The 19,146-nt window shown below is 30.8% G+C and carries 20 protein-coding genes; 15 read left to right on the top strand and 5 right to left on the bottom strand.

Going from position 1 to position 19,146, the window contains the following annotated elements; all coding sequences use genetic code 11:
• The first annotated feature begins 94 nt into the window (after positions 1 to 94).
• The 10 genes from KSU54_RS07550 (at position 95) to KSU54_RS07505 (ending at position 8,026) form a co-directional block, all read left to right on the top strand.
• Complete coding sequence (locus KSU54_RS07550; RefSeq protein ID WP_117792014.1) at positions 95 to 2,536, top strand: YfhO family protein; 2,442 nt, start codon at positions 95 to 97, stop codon at positions 2,534 to 2,536.
• Positions 2,508 to 2,915, top strand: coding sequence for a GtrA family protein (locus KSU54_RS07545; protein WP_003535077.1), 408 nt, complete (start codon positions 2,508 to 2,510; stop codon positions 2,913 to 2,915). The genes KSU54_RS07550 and KSU54_RS07545 overlap by 29 nt, the downstream gene beginning before the upstream one ends.
• Complete coding sequence (locus KSU54_RS07540; protein ID WP_008792407.1) at positions 2,902 to 3,846, top strand: glycosyltransferase family 2 protein; 945 nt, start codon at positions 2,902 to 2,904, stop codon at positions 3,844 to 3,846. Before KSU54_RS07545 ends, KSU54_RS07540 begins: the two co-directional genes overlap by 14 nt.
• A gap of 116 nt (positions 3,847 to 3,962) precedes the next feature.
• Entirely contained in the window at positions 3,963 to 4,808 is an 846-nt protein-coding gene (locus tag KSU54_RS07535) for a hypothetical protein (RefSeq protein ID WP_003535073.1), read from the top strand.
• A 238-nt stretch (positions 4,809 to 5,046) separates the two neighbouring features.
• Entirely contained in the window at positions 5,047 to 5,364 is a 318-nt protein-coding gene (locus KSU54_RS07530) for a PTS sugar transporter subunit IIB (protein ID WP_003535071.1), read from the top strand.
• Between the two features lie 11 nt (positions 5,365 to 5,375).
• Positions 5,376 to 5,678 (top strand): PTS sugar transporter subunit IIB, encoded by a 303-nt coding sequence (locus tag KSU54_RS07525; RefSeq protein WP_008792406.1) that lies wholly within the window; start codon positions 5,376 to 5,378, stop codon positions 5,676 to 5,678.
• 22 nt (positions 5,679 to 5,700) lie between these two features.
• A complete protein-coding gene (locus KSU54_RS07520) occupies positions 5,701 to 6,345 on the top strand; it encodes a PTS sugar transporter subunit IIB (protein ID WP_020994141.1) in 645 nt (214 codons plus the stop codon).
• A gap of 102 nt (positions 6,346 to 6,447) precedes the next feature.
• Entirely contained in the window at positions 6,448 to 6,630 is a 183-nt protein-coding gene (locus KSU54_RS07515) for a hypothetical protein (RefSeq protein ID WP_003535066.1), read from the top strand.
• An 82-nt stretch (positions 6,631 to 6,712) separates the two neighbouring features.
• A complete protein-coding gene (locus KSU54_RS07510; RefSeq protein ID WP_009299367.1) occupies positions 6,713 to 6,910 on the top strand; it encodes a hypothetical protein in 198 nt (65 codons plus the stop codon).
• Positions 6,911 to 7,168: 258 nt separating this feature from the next.
• Entirely contained in the window at positions 7,169 to 8,026 is an 858-nt protein-coding gene (locus KSU54_RS07505; RefSeq protein ID WP_009299368.1) for a MurR/RpiR family transcriptional regulator, read from the top strand.
• Between the two features lie 9 nt (positions 8,027 to 8,035).
• Here the strand turns inward: KSU54_RS07505 and KSU54_RS07500 are convergent, their stop codons facing one another.
• Positions 8,036 to 8,716: a PIG-L family deacetylase gene (locus KSU54_RS07500; protein ID WP_008792403.1), complete on the bottom strand. Its 681-nt coding sequence runs from the start codon at positions 8,714 to 8,716 to the stop codon at positions 8,036 to 8,038.
• Positions 8,717 to 8,917: 201 nt separating this feature from the next.
• Here KSU54_RS07500 and KSU54_RS07495 point away from each other — a divergent pair, with 201 nt between their 5' ends.
• Positions 8,918 to 10,249, top strand: a complete 1,332-nt coding sequence (locus KSU54_RS07495; protein WP_008792402.1) for an MATE family efflux transporter — start codon at positions 8,918 to 8,920, stop codon at positions 10,247 to 10,249.
• 298 nt (positions 10,250 to 10,547) lie between these two features.
• Here KSU54_RS07495 and KSU54_RS07490 read toward each other — a convergent pair whose 3' ends face one another.
• Together KSU54_RS07490 and KSU54_RS07485 are read right to left on the bottom strand one after the other, a co-directional pair.
• Positions 10,548 to 11,006: a DMT family transporter gene (locus KSU54_RS07490; protein ID WP_003535059.1), complete on the bottom strand. Its 459-nt coding sequence runs from the start codon at positions 11,004 to 11,006 to the stop codon at positions 10,548 to 10,550.
• Positions 11,003 to 11,422: a DMT family transporter gene (locus KSU54_RS07485; protein ID WP_009299369.1), complete on the bottom strand. Its 420-nt coding sequence runs from the start codon at positions 11,420 to 11,422 to the stop codon at positions 11,003 to 11,005. Before KSU54_RS07485 ends, KSU54_RS07490 begins: the two co-directional genes overlap by 4 nt.
• An 81-nt stretch (positions 11,423 to 11,503) precedes the next feature.
• On the opposite strand from KSU54_RS07485, the gene KSU54_RS07480 reads away from it, so the two are divergent.
• Positions 11,504 to 12,163, top strand: coding sequence for a cyclic nucleotide-binding domain-containing protein (locus tag KSU54_RS07480; protein WP_003535057.1), 660 nt, complete (start codon positions 11,504 to 11,506; stop codon positions 12,161 to 12,163).
• Positions 12,164 to 12,186: 23 nt separating this feature from the next.
• Here the strand turns inward: KSU54_RS07480 and nrdG (KSU54_RS07475) are convergent, their stop codons facing one another.
• Positions 12,187 to 12,681: an anaerobic ribonucleoside-triphosphate reductase activating protein gene (gene nrdG / locus KSU54_RS07475; protein ID WP_003535056.1), complete on the bottom strand. Its 495-nt coding sequence runs from the start codon at positions 12,679 to 12,681 to the stop codon at positions 12,187 to 12,189.
• Positions 12,681 to 14,798, bottom strand: coding sequence for an anaerobic ribonucleoside-triphosphate reductase (gene nrdD, locus KSU54_RS07470; RefSeq protein ID WP_117792015.1), 2,118 nt, complete (start codon positions 14,796 to 14,798; stop codon positions 12,681 to 12,683). Before nrdD (KSU54_RS07470) ends, nrdG (KSU54_RS07475) begins: the two co-directional genes overlap by 1 nt.
• A gap of 342 nt (positions 14,799 to 15,140) precedes the next feature.
• Between nrdD (KSU54_RS07470) and nrdD (KSU54_RS07465) the strand changes: the two genes are divergently transcribed.
• The 3 genes from nrdD (KSU54_RS07465) to KSU54_RS07455 all read left to right on the top strand — a co-directional run bounded on the left by nrdD (KSU54_RS07465) (position 15,141) and on the right by KSU54_RS07455 (position 18,776).
• Positions 15,141 to 17,300, top strand: coding sequence for an anaerobic ribonucleoside-triphosphate reductase (gene nrdD / locus KSU54_RS07465; protein ID WP_003535054.1), 2,160 nt, complete (start codon positions 15,141 to 15,143; stop codon positions 17,298 to 17,300).
• A gap of 2 nt (positions 17,301 to 17,302) precedes the next feature.
• Positions 17,303 to 17,830, top strand: a complete 528-nt coding sequence (gene nrdG / locus KSU54_RS07460) for an anaerobic ribonucleoside-triphosphate reductase activating protein (RefSeq protein WP_003535053.1) — start codon at positions 17,303 to 17,305, stop codon at positions 17,828 to 17,830.
• A 163-nt stretch (positions 17,831 to 17,993) separates the two neighbouring features.
• Positions 17,994 to 18,776, top strand: a complete 783-nt coding sequence (locus tag KSU54_RS07455) for a MurR/RpiR family transcriptional regulator (RefSeq protein WP_003535052.1) — start codon at positions 17,994 to 17,996, stop codon at positions 18,774 to 18,776.
• The last annotated feature ends 370 nt before the right edge of the window (positions 18,777 to 19,146 follow it).

Below are 19,146 nucleotides of genomic sequence, written 5' to 3'. Positions count from 1 at the left end.
GAAGATAGTAAAATGAAAATTAAGAAATATTTAGATGTTCTTTAGGTGATTCTTAAGGAATATATACGATAATGTGAGCAGGAGAATGATAGTAATGAAAAAAAAGCAGTTTTACCCAATTATATTTTTAACATGTTTAACCTTAGTGATGATCATAGTCATCACGCCTTCTTCTAGTATCTTTGGAGCTAATACTGATTGGCTATCGCAACATGTCAATCTAGCTGATTATATTCGGAAGACGATGTTAGAGACAAAATCATTTTTCCCCGATTTTGCATTTAATATCGGCGGTGGTCAAAATATTTATAATATATCTTATTATGGATTGTTTCGACCTGACATATTAATTGGCTGTCTTATTCCTGGAATAGCAATGAAAGATATTATAATTACCTATATGATAATAAATTTAGTTTTAAGTGTTAACCTGACCTATATATGGTTGAAACGCAAACAGTTTAGCACAACGCTATGTATAGTTGGAGCTGTATTATTATTATCTTCTTCTGTATTATTCCAAAGTCACCGCCAAATCATGTTTGTTGATTATATGCCTGGAGTGCTTTTGGCATTGATCGCGGTAGATACATATATTAAAAATCAAAAGCAAGGGTTATTAATTGGAGCAGTGGTTCTAATAATTGCAAATAGTTATTTTTTTGCAATTTCAGCTTTACTAACAATTTTTACATATTATTGTTTTGAAATGTATCGATTGAAAAACCTAATTACTTTTAAAAAGTTATGTTTATTTATTCAGCCGTTATTGATCGGAGTGCTTATTTGTGGAATTCTTTTAATTCCAACTGCCTATGTTATGCTGGAAAACCATCAAAGTAGTGGCGGCTCACTTGATTTGATGTCGTTAGTAGTGCCACGAGGTGATTTTAAAGCCCTATTGTATAATGCTTATGGTTGTGGATTAGGCTTTGTTGCATGGGCAGGTTTAGTTCTAAGCTTAAAATTAAAAGAAACGAGAAAATTATCGATCTGGCTATTATTGTTATTATTTATCCCGATCTTTAGTTTTGTCTTAAATGGTTTTTTATATCCTCGGGCCAAGATTTTGCTTCCTTTTACACCATTGATTATTTATGTAGTAATTCAAACAATCAATGAGTATAAACAATCACAAATTAAATTGGATTTAAAATTAATTGTGCTACTTATTTTACCAATTGTCTTATTTTATAAAGAGCCATTAGTTATTTTAGATATTATAATTTGTTTGGTTGGGATATTATTGTATCTAAGAATAACTGAACGAACTTTATATTTATTGTTGGTAATGCCTTTAATAATTAGCTATGTTAATAATCAAAAAGAGAGTTTTGTTACAAAAGACACTTATCAACAAGTTTCGAATTTAAAAAATATTAAAGTAGAAAAAGATGGTCGATATGATATTTTTAAACAGTCATTGAACACTGTCAATCAAGTTAGTAATAACGAGCTTAGAAGTTCAATCTATAGTTCCGTTAGTAATAGTCTCTATAATCATTTTTATTACGATATTATTAAAAATCCTATTAGTATTAAAAATCGTGTCGCTTGTCTATCAAATTCAAATATTTTCTTTCAAGGAATGATGGGAGTGAAGACGCTCTATAGTGAAAATGTAGTACCGATGGGATATCAAGCAATTGGTAATAATCTATATCAAAATGATAAAGTATTGCCGCTTGTTTATGCAACTAGTAATAGCTATGATGTTGTGCAGTTTGATCGTCTAGATTACCCACAAACATTAGACACTATTTATAATAATGTGGTTGTTGCAGGCGGTCAGAGTAATTATCAAAGTAAGGCAGCTACGGTTGCACTAGAAACAGTTGTAAAAGAAAAAAGCGATAATTTACAAATAACTAAATTAAATGATGGCTATCGTATTAACACTAAAAAGACGGGTAAATTAGAATTAGGGATCAATCAAGATTTAACTAATAAGATTTTAATTGTGGAATTTGATTTAGCTAAAGTTAAATTAATTAAGCGTAAAGATACGAGTATTACGATTAATGGGGTAAAAAATAAGTTATCTAGTTCAAGTGCTGCTTATCCAAATCATAATACGCATTTTACATATGTTTTAAGTCAAAATGAATTGCTTGACCAACTTAGTATTAGTTTCAGTAATGGACGTTATGATTTAAAGAATATAAAAGTTTCTACGATTGACTATGATGTAATCAAAAACCGTAATCAAGAAATTGATGCATTAGTTGGCTCGTATAATCAAGATGGCAATCTTGTAGAAGGAACAATCAATGTTAGTAATGATGGCTATTTAGTTACTTCATTACCGTATCAAAATGGCTATACGGTATTAATTGATGGCAAAGAAGTTGCTAAGGAGTGTGTAAATAAAGCATTTTTAGGAGCAAAGATTTCTAAAGGACAACACCAGATTAGAATTATATTTAAAGCTCCAATGAAAAATGTTGGTTATGTTTGTAGTGGTGTGGGTTTTATATGGTTAGTATTTCAAGGGAGAAGGAAAAAGAATGAAAAAGGATTTGAAAGAATTAATTAGTTATGTATTTGTAGGTGGATGCACAACGCTAATTAACTTTGTAATTTATTGGTTTGTGATTACAATGATGGATCAGGGCTGGCTTTTTGCAAATGTAATCTCTTGGGTTGGTGCTGTTATCTTCGCTTTTTGGGCTAATAAACATTTTGTTTTTAAAAGTGCTAATGAAACTGGAAAAGAAGCTTATCAATTCTTTATTTTAAGATTAGGGACATTATTAGTTGAAAGCGGATTATTATTTATTTTTATTCAGTTATTATCTGCAAATGAGATGTTATCAAAAGTAGTAGTTAGTGTAATTACAGTAGTTTCAAATTATGGGCTATGCAAGTTTAAGATTTTTGCTGCCAAAGGAGGACATGAATATGGACAAAATTAGTGTAATCGTACCTTGTTATAATGAAGAGGAAGTACTTCCATTATTCCATAAGGAAGTGACTAAAGAACTTGAAACGATTGAAAATATTGATTATGAAATCTTATTTATTGATGATGGTAGTCATGATCATACAATTGATTTATTAAAGATGATCTGTGCTAAAGATCACCATTGTGACTATTATTCATTTTCTCGCAACTTTGGAAAAGAAGCAGCGATGTTCGCTGGCTTGGAAAAATCAACCGGTGATTATTGTGTAATCATGGATGCAGATCTTCAACATCCCCCAAAATTGCTGGCACCGATGTATCAGGCAGTAAGTCAAGAAGGTTACGATTGTTGTGCGGGAAAAAGAATGGATCGTGAGGGTGAAGGTAGATTAAGAAATTTCTTAAGTAAGTCATTTTATAAGGTGATGCAAAAATTATCAAAATTGGATATGAGTGATGGCGCAGGAGATTTTAGAATGATGAGTCGTCTTATGGTTGATTCAATTTTAGAAATTAGAGAGTATAATCGTTATATGAAAGGTTTATTTTCATATGTTGGTTTTGAGACAAAGTGGTTACCATTTAATAATGTAGAAAGGGCTGCTGGTTCTACTAAATGGAATTTTAAAAGCTTATTTTCTTATGCTTTAGAAGGAATTTTCTCATTTTCTACTGCTCCACTAAAGATAGCAGGAATATTTGGTGTTATCCTATTTGTTGGTTCAATTATTTTATCGTTATATACAGCGATTTCAACATTGATGTTTGGAAATAGCGTAGGTGGATATACTACGATTGTCTGTTTAATTTTATTTTTAAGTGGAACACAAATGTTATTAATTGCAATATTAGGAGAATATGTGTCTAAAGATTATATGGAAAATAAAGCTCGACCAATTTATATTGTTAAAGATACAAACCGCAGAAAACGGTATAATTAGAGTGTGATTTGGCACTCTTTTTGACTTAAGAGATAAAAAAAACTATAATAAATACATTAGAAAAGATATCTTATAGTTTAGAAATTGGAACAAGGCATCTTATTGAGGAGAAAGAAATGAAGAAATTTGGAAATGTAGTATTAACAATTGTCATGTTATGTTTGATTATGCTCCTATGTGTTAATCTATCAATTAAGACAATGTCAACTAAAGCAATTACAAATGCTGTCGTTGTTCAAGAGGCAAGTAACGGGATTGAAGAAGTACTTAATCAAGCATTTCCTGATGTAAGTAATGAAAATATCAAGAAAGTTGAGGAAGCAGTAAAAAATAATAGTGCTTTAAATGATGTGACGAGCGATTTATTAGATCAAATTACAGCAGCTGTAGCAAATGGTAGTGATGTTGATACTGCTGCGATTGCTGCACAATTATCTAAAGCTGTTGATGAAAATATTCCTGCAATCGAAGAAGCAATTGGTAAAAAAATCACTACAGAGCAGCGTGAACAAATTCAAAGTAAGATTACTGATGAAAATGGTGCCTTACAAAATAAAATTGTAAGTACCGTTGAAAAGGTCCAAAAAACAACACCAGGAACACAAAAATTTATTAAAACTTATAAAACTTTAAGTGATACTCCAACGAGAATTATTTGTGTGGTGGGAATTATTTTAACAGCAGTTTTACTTGGTTTGATTAATAAATCATTTTATAAATGGACTTTATTTAGTGGAATCGCTGCTGTTATTTCAGGTATTGTAGTTGGTTTATTTATGCCATTAGTTGTTAGTGCAATGGAGTTTACTATTGGAAATCGTCTATTAGGAATGAGCATTGATATTCCGGTAGGGAGTTTACGTTTAGATGGTGCTATTTGTGCTGGTGCTGGAATTATCTTGATTGTTGCATATATCATTTTAAATAAGAAATATGCTACATTTGAACGTCATTATTATTAAGATATAGATTAGGAATTCAGGGGAAGGTAGCAGTATCTTCTCTTTTTTATGTAATTTATTTTGGTTTGATATTAAGATATAACTATTAGAACTGGTAGTTATTCTTATAATGATGAAATAAATTTCTCATAATTTTTATGTAAATAGGGCAATATATTAAAAGAAAAATTCGTTTTAATAGAAAACGATTTTTTTATATCCAAATAGTTTTTACAATGGAGTCAAGGAGGAAAAGAAAATGATTAGAATTATGTTAGCATGTGCTGGAGGGATGTCTACCAGCTTATTAATGAACAAGATGAAAGAGGAAGCCGATAATAGAGGACTGGAAGTCAGTGTTGAAGCGATTGGTGAAAAAACATTGGAACAGCATTTAGGCGAATTTGATGTATTACTGTTAGGACCGCAAGTTCGTTATGTTATTCCTAATGTTAAGAAAATATTAGCAGGGAAGATTCCGTTTGATGTTATTGATATGCGTGATTACGGATTGATGAATGGAGAGAAAGTATTAGCTGCAGCGCTTAAAATGTACGATGATTTTTATAATAAATAGGGGTGAATGAGATGAAAATATTGTTAGTATGTAATGCTGGTATGTCAACGAGTATACTTGTTCGAGAGATGGAAAAAGCGGCAAAAGAACAACAGCTTGAATTAGAAGTCACAGCAATGGGGTTTACGCAGGCGGAAAAAGTTTTATTAGATTGGGATATTGTTATGTTGGGGCCACAAGTTAGGCATCAGTTAACAGGTCTGCAAAAAGCCGCTGAGGGTAAAGTTCCCGTAGAAGTAATTAATATGCGTGATTATGGAATGATGAATGGTGCCAATGTGCTAAAACGAGCGCTTGAAATCATTAACGAATAGCTTGTCTCTAGGAGATAATTTTATGGATGAATTTTTAAGCGAGCTTTATGTAGAGTATTTTAAAAAATGGATCTTACTACAAACTAGTAAGGATTATAAATTGTATTTCAATGATAATGATTCCAATATTATACTTATTGAAGCTGAAAATAGTTTAAGTCGTGTAACCTTTAATCGTTTTAATATTATTGAGCTTTGTGTCATGAATAATAATGACAATAAATTAGAATTTTATATTCATTTTCAAATGCAAAATTTAGGACACGCTAAAAGACTTTTTGAAGAGATGATAGAATGTATTTATAACACGATCAAACAACCTGTTTTAAAAATTTTATTATCATGCTCTAGCGGTTTGACGACTAGTTATTTTGCTGAAAAACTTAGCCAAACGGCAGAATTATTAGAATTGAATTATCAATTTCAAGCAGTTGGCTGGGAAAAGGTCTTGGCAGCAGCATTGGATTTTGATGTTCTGCTCTTAGCTCCACAAATATCTTACCAATGTGCAAGGATACAAAAAATACTACCTAATAAATTAGTTTTAAAAATTCCAACGCTAATATTTGCAAGCTATGATTGTTTAAAATTATTTGAGTTTATCAAAGAATCACTATTATTAGATAAGGTAAATAACAATAAAACAATAATAAAATTATCACCGTAAATTATTAATAAAAACACTAATAATCTTACCTTATATTTATTAGTATATCAGGATAATAATAAGAATTTTATTGATTACCATCTATATGGGAAAGAGTTATTGATGATTTATGAAAAGCGGATTATTAAGGATAGTATTATAATTCAAGGTATTTATGATGTTTTAAATATAGTACTGTTACATTTTTTAGAAATTGATTGTATAGCGATTTCTATATTTGGAGTGTTTGATAATGGCTATGTCTATTCATCTTTTATTGAGGGGGATAAGTGGTATAAACTTTAAACAAATTTTAAAATGCAAATACAATAAACATATTGTAAAATATTAATCATTAGTATTTTTATTTTAGCTACAGGGTTTAAATGTGGAAATAGGGACAGTCATTAATGGACAGTTATTAACAGGTTGTAATAACTTTGCTGGTGAAGTAAAATTTTTATCATTACCACTTGCTGAACGTGTACATTTGAGTCGTATTCCTGAAGGAACACAAAAAACGCTTAGCTTTATTGATACAAGCTATCATGAGTATTCTTTCATCACCAGTAATTGTAATTTATAATGACTTGTTGCTTAATTATGAACTATTAAAAACAGGTAATAAAATCGTTTGGTCAAGAGCTACAGTACCTTAATTTTAAAATCATTAAAGTTGAACAAACTTAAGAATATGTTTTATTAGAATTATTAGCTTTAAGAATTAAAAATAGTGATAATAAAAGAAACTAAGTATTAAATTTAGTTTTTTAGCATCATATTAAAACATAAATAATACTGTTTTTTGGTATTGTTTATTGTAAAATAAAAGTGGTGAATAAAGATGAATATATTAATGAAATTAAAGAATAGTAAAGTTCTATCGAATAATGAAAAAATCATTGCAGACTATATTTTAGAGCATCCAGATCGTATTTTAAAAATGACTGCAAAAGATTTAAGCACAGTTTGTTATGTCTCAACAGCAACGATTTATCGCTTATGTGATAAGCTTGAATTATCAGGGTTTGCTGATCTGAAGCTAAAAATCACTAGTTCTTTAGAAGAGTATTTAAAAAGTACAGAGAATTTTGACTTTAATTTTCCTGTTAAGCAATTTCAGACACATTATGAAATTATTCATAAGCTAAAAGAAGATTATGAACAAACCTTAAGTTCTACTGCTAACTTATTTAGTTTAGACCAGCTTAAGCGAGTCGTTTCAACAATGAAAAAGGCTCAAGTCATTGATGTATATACATCAGCTGGAAATATTTACTTTGCACAAAACTTTCAATTTCAAATGCAGGAAATTGGTGTGAGTATAAATGTGCCGATTGATGAATATCAACAACGACTTCAGGCTGCTTCTAGTGATAACTCACATCTAGCGATTATTGTTTCATATAGCGGTAGAGGAATTATTTCAGATATCTTATTTAGAATCTTGAAGGAACGGAAAACACCAATTATTTTAATTTCCTCATATAATTATCCTATAAAAGAAGTGAAACCGGATCATCACCTATATATTAGCTCTGGTGAAAATCATTATAAAAAAATTTCATCTTTTTCAACTAGATTATCAATTTTATATATTTTTGATATTTTATATGCCTGTTACTTTGAATTAAATTATGAAGAGAATCTTGAACGAAAGTTAGATTACTATCGTTTGATTGATAAAACAAATATTAGATAAAAAACTGGATCAATGCCACTCATCGTAGCTGATCCAGTTTTCATATGGGAACATATGTCCTAAGTTATGGCAGACTTTCTTTTGAGAGGAGTAACAATCTGCTAATTCTAATTTTTGTTTGGTAAGATCATCATCAAAGGTTGGTTTCATTGGCAAGATAGGGTTAGTTTTTCGATAATAAAGACCAAAATATTTTAAATTATTAGTAATTGCTAGATCTTTAGCAATACTTGTAACAATTGCACTTGTCATCTTGTGATGCTGATGGCCGTATTCACCTTTAGGATTGTGAGTAACAACGAGATTAAAATGTTGTTTCGATAAAAGATAATTTAAATCGTCTTCAATTTTTTGATATGATGATTTCCAATTATCCCGCTTACCATTTGTCTTATCAGGATAATTTAAAATAAGTCCGGTATTCTGTGTTTTTTTCATCACCTCTTTAAATTCTTTAGAACGTATTTCGTTATCACCATTAGTTAGGCAGACAACCAAGTATTTATCTTTTAGTAAATGCATTCCACCCCAAATAGTTTCATCATCAGGATGAGCTACGATCATAACATTTTGATAATCACTTAATTGGACTTGATCAAAAATATCTTGATGTTCGATTTTATTTACTTTTGCGTTTGCGTTAGTACATCCTGTTAGGAGGACTAAACAGATTATTAGTAGTTTCTTCATACTTGAATTGTACCACTTTATTCAATTAATAAAATTAAACCTTTCTTAATATTGCTTAAGAGAAACTAAATAAATAAAAAGTTTGACAGTTAAGGGCAAACTTGGTAAAATTTTCTTGCTTACCGGAGGGTATAAGAAATTATGCTGGATAAGGTAGTGGGTCAAACCACTATTTTATCCAGCTTTTTTTAGGAGGAAAATATGAATGATGAATTATTAAATGGAAGTGTTTTTAAAAGTTTGATGCTCTTTGCAATTCCCTTCATGTTATCAAACTTATTACAAGTATTATACGGAGCTGCTGATTTATTTGTGGTGGGGCATTTCGCTACAACAAGTGATGTTTCAGCAGTTTCTATCGGTAGTCAAACAATGGCGATGCTAACTAACCTGATCCTTGGGTTTACAACAGGGATCACAGTATTATTAGGACAATTTTTTGGAGCTAAAAAGGAAAAAGAATTAGCTGCAACAGTGGGTTCTTCAGTTGTGTTGTTTACTATGATTGCTGTGACTATTTCAATTATATTATTTTTGACTAATCATCAGATTGTAGGATTAATGCATACACCTAACGATGCAATCAGTGCAACTAGAAGTTATTTATATATTTGTAGTTTAGGAACTGTTTTTATTGTAGGATATAATGCAGTTAGTGCTATTTTAAGAGGTTTAGGTGATAGTAAGACACCTCTTTTATTTGTTGCAATTGCGTGTGTAATAAATGTTATTGTAGATTTTATTTTGGTAGATGGTTATCAAATGGGAGCAGCAGGAGCTGCTATTGCAACGGTATTAGCACAAGCAGGAGCTTTTATTTTTTCATTGATCTATCTAAAATATAAAGGATTAGGTTTTAAGTTTAATCGCCAAGATATTAGTTTTAATCTTCCGATGATTGCGAAAATCACAAAAGTTGGGTTACCAATCGGCTTGCAAAGTGCTTTAGTTGGTATTTCTTTTTTGTTGATTACGGTAATCGTCAATGGTATGGGGTTAGTTGCTAGTGCTTCTGTTGGAGTTGTTGAAAAATTGATTGAATTTTTAATGTTACCAGCAATTGCCTTAGGTAATGCTGTTGCAACGATGACAGCTCAAAATTTTGGGGCCGAGCAGTATTCACGAGCGTATAAATCAATGCGTTATGGGATTGCTTTTTGTCTTTCGATTTCATTGATTGTGACAATTGTTTGTCAATTTGATGGAAGTATTTTCACACGAATTTTTTCTAGTGACCAGGCAGTAATTAAAAATGCGGCTTTATATTTACAAACATATTCTTTTGATTGTTTATGTACAAGTTTTATCTTTTGTTATAATGGTTATTTAAATGGTGGTGGATATACTGTTTTTACGATGCTTCATAGTTTGCTGGCAACCTTTATTTTAAGAATTCCATTAACTTTAGTAATTAGTAAATTGAGCGGAATTACTTTATTTCATATGGGGATTGCATCACCTATTGCTTCTATGGCATCGATTATCATGTGTGTCATTTATATTCGTTATTTAAATAAGAAGTTATTATTTTAATTTTTTTGCTTATCTTTACAAAATATACTATATGAGGTGAGAGAAATGATAAAAAGAGATAGCTATTTAATTTATAGGAGAATGAAGTACAAAGGAAAATATAAGCGAACGGTATGTTATTACTTGTAGTTATCATTTTGAATTTTTTATAAGGAAATTATGAGGATTTTATGATCTCAATATAGTAATGGTCTGTTTTTTACAAATGTGTTAGATATATGAAAAAGCTAAGTTAGAATATTTGAATAAAATCATGAAAAAGATTGTCAACGACAATCTAAAATAATTAGGAAAATTATTAGATAGAATTAATTTCTTCATTTGAAATGACTTTTATATCAGCAGATTGATATATAATTAATCCAATAATGACGATAATACAACCAATCAATTTGTTAAGGGTGAAGACGTGATAGATATAATAGTCTAGTATCATTCCACTAAGTAATTGAGAGATAAAAGTAATTAGAGTTAGCTTGATTGGAGTAACTTTGGAAACGACGATGTTTAAAATTAGAACATTAAAGACACCAATTATTCCTCCAACTAACATTATTAGATCTATCTTTGTAAATGAAATGTTTTTGAATGCTGGTAACAGGGTAAAAAATAAGAGAATTGAACTAGTAAGCAAACCAGTAAAGTAATTAAAGAAAGTGCTTTGATAAGGACCGATTTTTTTTGCTAAATATCCATTTATGGAACGGCTTAAAACAATAGTCATACCGCTAGCTATTGCACATATTATTGCAATCATTTAACCATCACTCCAATTCCAATTGTGACAATTATTAAACTTAACCATTTAAGTGGTGTTAGTTTTCTTTTTAATGACCCTAGCCAGCCTTTAGATTCTAGGATGATAGAAATAATCATTTGACCCAGTAAGCCTAATGCTGTTAACAAAGCTGCACCAATATTATTGACAGCGATAATATTAAAAATTACAGTTAGTACACCAATTACTCCGCCAGTGTATAAAATAAAGGGTAAATGATGTTTAAAGGAGATTTCTTGCTTTTTTAAAAACATGATCAAGGTAAAAGTAATTAAACCAATCAAATGAATAATAACGGTTGCTAGATAAGCACCACAGTGGGCAGATAGTTGACCATTAAAAATATTCATGGTCGATACGATTAAACCACATAAAAAAGATAATAATAAATACATAGTTAACACCTCCAAATTTATTATAAAGAAAAGATATTGCTTTTAAATACGACATATGTCATATTTAAGGTGGTGATATATATGAAAAATCGAGAGTATTATATCAATTTGCTTAAAGTTGAGCAGATGATGAGTGATGATAATTATCAGTATCTTGAATTATGTGAGTTTTCTAAGGCTGAACATCTATTACATCAAGGGCAGATATTAGAATATTTATATATTCTTGTATCTGGAAGAATTAAAAGCTGTCGAACGACTGCGAATGGAACAACAGTTTTATCAGCTTTTTCTAATCCAATCACAGTTACTGGAGAAGTTGAATTTCTAAATCATCATGAAGTCACTAATGATGTTTACGCACTCAAAAATACAGTTTGTTTTAGAATATCAGTGGCGCAATATGAAGATATTTTATTACATGATTTAATATTTATGCGTTATTTAGCACGAACACTTTCAAATCGGCTATATCATGCTAATCATAATACTGCTATTTCAATTAATTATCCAGTTGAAAATCGTTTAGCTTCATATCTTATTTCGAGTGCTCAACAATTGATCATCAAGGATAATTTTGTTCAAGTAGCAGAAATGATCGGGTGCAGTTATCGTCAGTTACAGCGAGTCTTAAATGACTTTTGTCAGTGTGGGTATCTTTGTAAGGTTAAACGAGGCAATTACTTGATTACGGATGAAAGTGCATTAAAAGCATTAGGTCAGGATTTGTATTATATATAAAAACTAGGGTGGCTATGGCCATCCTAGTTATCGTCATGAAGAATAATTGTATTAAAAGCAAGCGTTGGGCCTACTGCAATTACACGTTGATTTGCAGAACCTTTCCAATGTAATTGAGGATCTAATTGGGTAATTTCAAAGCGCCCATCAACGATTACATCAATATTTTTGATAAAATCAATCGTTTTAATATCATCAAATTGGAAACCGGTATATAGCCAAATTGTTTTATCAGGATAACGTTCTTTAATTTCTTTAATCAATTGACCAACTTCATTAATTGAGGAAGGGTGGAGCGGATCACCACCACTGAAAGTAATTCCAGAAATGTAATCTTTATCAAGTTCTGTAAAGATTTCAGCTTTAGCTTCAGCATCAAAAGGAATACCGCTAGTGACATCCCATGTTTGAGGGTTGTGACATCCCGGACATCGATGGGTACATCCTGAAAGCCAAAGAACTACTCGGAGCCCTTCACCATTTAACATATCATCTTTTGTTATATTATGATAATTCATTACATTGATTTCCGATCTGCAATTTCTGCCATTTTTGCATCATTTAAACGCGTATCCCCTTTAACTCGTGAATATGATAAATAACCGTTCATCCGATCTATCTTTGTTAAGTTTTTACTTCCACATTTTGGGCAAACATCCATATTTAATTCTTCATGGCCACAATCATCGCAATAGGATAATGATAGATTTACACCTTCATAAAAGCCTAATCTCATTGCACGTTTAAGTAAGGTTTTAAAAGCTTGCATGTTGTAATCGATTGGATATTTGACATATTGAATCTTACCGCCATTACATAAGTCCCAAAAACGTTTTTCTTTATCTTGTTTTTCAATAGGACTAATTTCTTCAGAAACATGACAATGGAAAGAGTTGCTGACATAATCACGGTCACTAACGTTTTCAATTACACCATGTTTTTTTCGGAATTGTTGCACTTGAAGACCACAGAGGTTTTCTGCTGGGGTCCCATAAATAGCATATAAACGACCATCTTCCTCTTTGAATTTTTCAACCATTTGATTAATATGTTCCATTGTTTTTAAAGCAAATGAACCATCTTCAACTAATGATTTTTTATGTGCTAACTGTTCTAATTCATTTAAAGCAGTTATTCCAAAAGAAGCAGTAGCAGATTTTAAAATAGGTTTGATTTTATCATGTAGACCAAGATGCCCACCATAGAAGCCTCCTTCACAATAAGCAAGAGGATTAACAGAGGCTTTCATCTCACCAAGATAATCATATGTTCGTAAATGTAACTTTCTAATTAAGTTTAAATAATAATCTAATACATCAAAGAAAGGTTTACTTTCTTGTTTTGCTTTAGCATAAATAAGAGGCAAGTGGAGACTGATCGCTCCAATATTAAAGCGTCCTACAAATACGGGAGTATCATTTTCATCAGCAGGATGCATTCCTCCTCGACGATACCAAGGTGATAAAAAGGCCCGGCATCCCATTGGAGAGATGATTTCTCCATATTTTTTGTAGATTGAAGCTACATATCCTTCACCTGATAAGCTGAGCCAGTCAGGATACATTGTTTTGCTTGAACATAATACTGCTGCTTCAAATAATTCTTCAAGATCTTTACCCTCGCCATGGAGTTCTTCATCATATAAGAAAACAATCTTAGGAAATAAAACCGGTTTTTTATTTCCTTTTTTTCCTTGTCCACGTCGACGAACATGAAGCATTTCAATTGAAGCCATTTTCGCAAATTTGCCAGTTCCTGTTCCTGTCGTCATTGTAATAAAAGGGTAGTCACCTCGGCTGGATGAAACTGAATTAAATTTATATTCCCATCCTTGGAACCCTTGTCTAAATTCATTTAAAACATCACCCTCAGCTACTTTTGAAGCAGTTTCTGGATCTAATCCTAAACTTAGATATTTTTCATAAAATAAATCAAAAGTCTTGATGGCATATGGTTCTAATAATAAATCAACGCTAGGAACAGTAAAACCACCATATTGTTGACTAGCTGCTGATAAAGTAATATCACCAATTACATCGAAAGCTACGTCTAGAGTTTTAGGTTCATTATACCAAAGATTTCCCATTTCAAATCCACCTTCAAGAACGCTTTTAACATCAAAAAGGCAGCAGTTCATTGTATCACGGCGGGCAGACATATCATGAATATAGATATAACCATCACGAATAGCTTGTAGTTCTTCAGTCGTAAGGAAGAATTTTTTATATAACTCTTTATTTAATTCATTAAAAATCAAACTTCGTTTGGTCGATACTAAAGCACTATCAGTATTACTGTTTTCTTTATCTCCAATATACATGATTGATTGTGATTTTTTATAGACCTCATCTAACATTGCCACGAAGTCTTGTTTGTAGTTCCGGTAATCACGATAGCTTTTTGCTACTTTAGGGTTGATTGCATCTAAAGCACCTTCAACAACATTGTGCATTTGAGAGATAGTAATTTCATTGCTATTGAAATCTTTAACTCGGGCTTCAACAAAATCACAAATTTGTGCTTCTTCACCTTCTTTGAATTTATATAAACAGCGTGTCGCAGATTTATTGATTGCTGTTACAACTTTTTGTATATTAAAAAGCTCTTTAGTATTATCTTTCTTGATTACGTACATTCTTTTGTCCTCCATAATAAGTTTCGTAAATTAGTATATTAGAGAATTATCGACTTGAAAAGTAAAATGCTCTATTAGTAGTAAACAAATATTTTTTGTTGATATTTTAGGAAAATAGCAATTATTTTTGTTAGATGATGATAGTACTAGATGTATCAAAATAGATAATTTACTAATTTTCTAAAATTGAAAAAAACTAGAGAAATTAATATAAATATCAGTTATAATTAATATTTGTGTGCATTGCCAATTGAATATTTTAATGAGGTGATGATGCGTATTATTTTTATAAAAAAAGTTTTAGTGTTAACATAATAAAAGAGATTTTTAGGAGGGAACAGAATGAAAGTTATTAAAAGAGATGGGCAAAGCGTTGAGTTTGATGCTTCAAAAATTGAAAAAGCAATTTTAAAAGCAATGCAGTGCGGAAGCGGGATCGTTGATTCTAAATGTGCTCATGATATTGCTGTAGAGATAGAAAACTGGCATCAATTCAGTGATAATAATATTTCGATATATCGAATTGAGGGACAAGTTTTTGAAAAATTAATTGAAAAAGGACAAATCTTAACTGCTAAAGCATATGAAGGATATCGTAAAGTTCGGGAGTTTCAAAGAGAAACAAATACGATTGACAAAGAGATATATGGAATTGTAAACCAAACTAATAAAGAAGCAATGGAAGAAAATTCAAATAAAGATGCTACAGTTTTAGCAACTCAAAGAGATTTGATTGCTGGTGAATTTTCAAAAGATTATTGTCGGCGGCTATTATTACCACCTAAAATTGTTCAGGCACATGATGATGGAATCATTCATTTCCATGATATGGATTACTATATCCAAAAAATGCATAATTGCGATCTTGTCAATTTAAAGGATATGTTTGCTAAAGGAACAGTTATTAATGATAAGTTGATTGAAACACCTAAATCATTACAAACAGCTTGTACTGTGGCAACTCAAATCGTACAACAAGTAGCTAATGGTCAATATGGTGGACAAACTATCTCATTAGCTCATTTATCACCATATGTGCGTTTAAGTTATGAGAAGCACCAACGAAATGTTCGTAATGAAGGTCGTTTGATTGGAATTGACTATAGTGAAGAACAAATTATTAAGATTGCTAAATCACGCCTACAAGATGAAATTAAAGCCGGAATTCAAACGATTCAATATCAAATTAATACTTTCTCAACTACTAATGGACAAGCACCATTTTTATCAGTGTTTATGTATTTAAGAGAAGAACCTGAATATATTGAAGAAACAGCAATGCTAATTGAAGAAACATTAAAACAACGATTTATTGGAATGAAAAATCCTGTTGGGGCTTATGTGACACCAGCTTTCCCAAAACTTTTATATGTTCTTGATGATAATAATGTACCGCAAGATAGTAAGTATCGTTATTTAACGGATTTAGCAGTTAAATGTGTCTCAAAGAGAATGATGCCAGATTTTATTTCTGCTAAGATCATGCGTGAAAACTATGAGGGACAAGTATTCCCTTGCATGGGATGCCGTAGTTTCTTATCACCATGGAAAGATGAAAATGGTGAATACAAGTGGTATGGTCGTTTTAATCAAGGAGTAGTGACATTGAATCTTGCTGATGCTGGTCTGTCAGCTAATCATAAATTAGATAACTTTTGGAAAATCTTAGATGAACGTTTAGAATTATGTAAAGAGGCCTTGATGTTACGTCATGAAAGTTTAAAAGGAACACTAGCAGATGTTAGCCCGATTCATTGGCGTTATGGAGCTTTAGCTCGTTTAGAGTCAGGGAAACCAATTGATAAGCTTTTGGAAAATGGGTATTCAACAATTTCCTTAGGGTATATTGGTTTATATGAATGTGTTGTAGCTTTAATTGGTCAAACTCATACTTCTAAAGAAGGAAATGAGTTAGCAACAAAGATCATGGAACGTTTAAGAAGTGCTTGTGACAGCTGGAAAGAAGAAACAGGATTAGGTTTTGGTTTATATGGAACTCCAGCAGAATCAACTACATATACATTCGCTAGAGCATTAAAGAAACGTTTTGGAATTGTTGAAGGAATTACTGATAAGGATTATTTAACAAATTCATACCATGTTAATGTTAAAGAACATATTGATGCTTTTGATAAACTGCAAGTTGAAGCAAAATTCCAAAAAGTATCTTCTGGCGGAGCAATCAGTTATGTTGAAGTCACTAATATGTCAGAAAATTTAGATGCTTTATCAGCGTTGATTGACTATATGTATAACACAATTCAATATGCAGAGATTAATACAAAATCAGATTATTGTCAGGAATGCGGATTTGACGGCGAAATCTTACTAGATGAAAATCGGGAATGGTATTGTCCAAATTGTGGAAATCGTAATCATAAAACTTTAAATGTTTGTCGTCGTACTTGTGGTTATTTAGGTGATAATTTCTGGAATCAAGGTAGAACACAAGAAATTGCTGAACGTTTTGTTCACTTAGATAATCATCTTTATGGTGAGTAACGATGAGATATGCTCAAATTCGAAAAACGGATATTGCTAACGGAGAAGGAATTAGGGTATCTTTATATGTTCAAGGTTGTAAACGACATTGTCCAAACTGTTTTAATCCCGAAACTTGGGATTTTACTGGCGGGAATAAATTTGATTTAAAAACTGAAAATATTTTAATTAAATTAGTAAATCAGCCGCATATCGTAGGAATCACGATTCTTGGTGGTGAACCATTAGAGTTGGAAAATCGCCAGGATGTTTCCATTTTATTAAAACATCTTAAGGAACAATGTCCTAATAAGACAATCTGGTTATATTCTTCTTTCTTATATGAAGAAATCAAAGATTTTGATGTTGAGATTTTATCATATTTAGATGTTTTAATTGATGGACCGTTTGTTGAAGCATTGAAGGATCGTAAATTAAGATTCCGTGGATCCTCAAATCAACGATTAATAGATGTAAAAAAATCATTAGCTAATGATGAGGTTATTTTATATCAAGATAGCCGTTATTATAAAAATGATAAAGAGGTATGACCATATCATACCTTTTTTACATAAGTAATATTTTTAAGTGTTGAAGACATATCTACGAGATATTTAAATAGATGATTTCAAGAAAAAATGAAACTCAAATTTTTCTTTCTAGTAATTAGAATCAAGATATCTTATAATATAAGGAAAGGTTAAGGGATATTTTATGAGTAATATAAGGATTCAATTATTAAATGTAATCAATAGAGAATCATCAAATTCAATGAATTTTATTATCGCACAGTATATTTTAGAAAATCTTGATAGGCGAAAGGTAATTACTACTAAAGAATTAGCTGATAATTGTAATGTATCAAAGTCTTCAATTAGCCGCTTCTGTCGTAAAATCGGGTATGAGGATTTTATGGAGCTTCAATATGCGATTGCAACATATAACTCATTTATTGCAGAAAGATTTTCTCATATTGATGGTGTTACAACCAAAGATTATGTTGTGAACTATTTCGAACGTTCTAAAGAAATAATTAATTATTTAAATCAAAATATGGATACGGACACTCTCGAAGAGTTAGTTAAAGATATTCATGACTATAAGAGAGTAGTTTTAATGGGACATGTTCAATCTAGTTTTCCGGCTATTTCCCTTCAATATTATTTAACGATTTTACATAAATTCATTTATTCAACACAGGATCCAAATGAACAAAGAGAAATGCTGGAGACTTTAGATGATCAAAATCTGATTATTATTTTTAGTGCCGGGGGAAGATTTTTAGAAAGAGTGCTGGATCGTTTGAGTGTTATGGATAGAGAAAATGGTCCTAAAATATATATGATAACTGCAAATAAGTTAAAACATTTTCCTTTTGTTCATAAATATATTGAATTATCTGAAGAATTTAGTTATTCATCGTCCGTTATATTAGAGATGTATTCTAATCTTATTTCGCTTATTTATCATAAAAAATATACTGATAATTATTATTGATGATAAAGTAAGAGATTTAAGCAAGAGTAGTTAAATGTGTTTCATAAATAACAAAATCCAAGGCTTAAAAGCCTTGATTTTATTTTCCTGTTCATATGAGAATCAGTGGAATAGTCTAAGAAAATATAAGTCTTTTAAAAGAGAGTGAGGATATAATAGTATGACGATCAAGCGCTCAATAGCTAAGGACTTGATCAACATATTCTTATCTCTTTTTTAATAAATGACAAATAGTTATTAAAGGTAAGCTTTTGTTTCATGTTTTGAAACAGTGTGCCAGCTTGTGAAAAATCACAGATTAAGTGATTTTTTTTATTACCTGTTCAAATTGAAAATTTGAACATATAGACTTAAGTCAGTTGAGCATACG

This window comes from Erysipelatoclostridium sp. MSK.23.31, assembly GCF_019125875.1.
Classification (GTDB): Bacteria; Bacillota_I; Bacilli_A; order Erysipelotrichales; family Coprobacillaceae; genus Thomasclavelia; species Thomasclavelia ramosa.
Note: the sequence above shows the minus strand (reverse complement) of the source record. Positions and strands in the feature narration are given on the sequence as shown.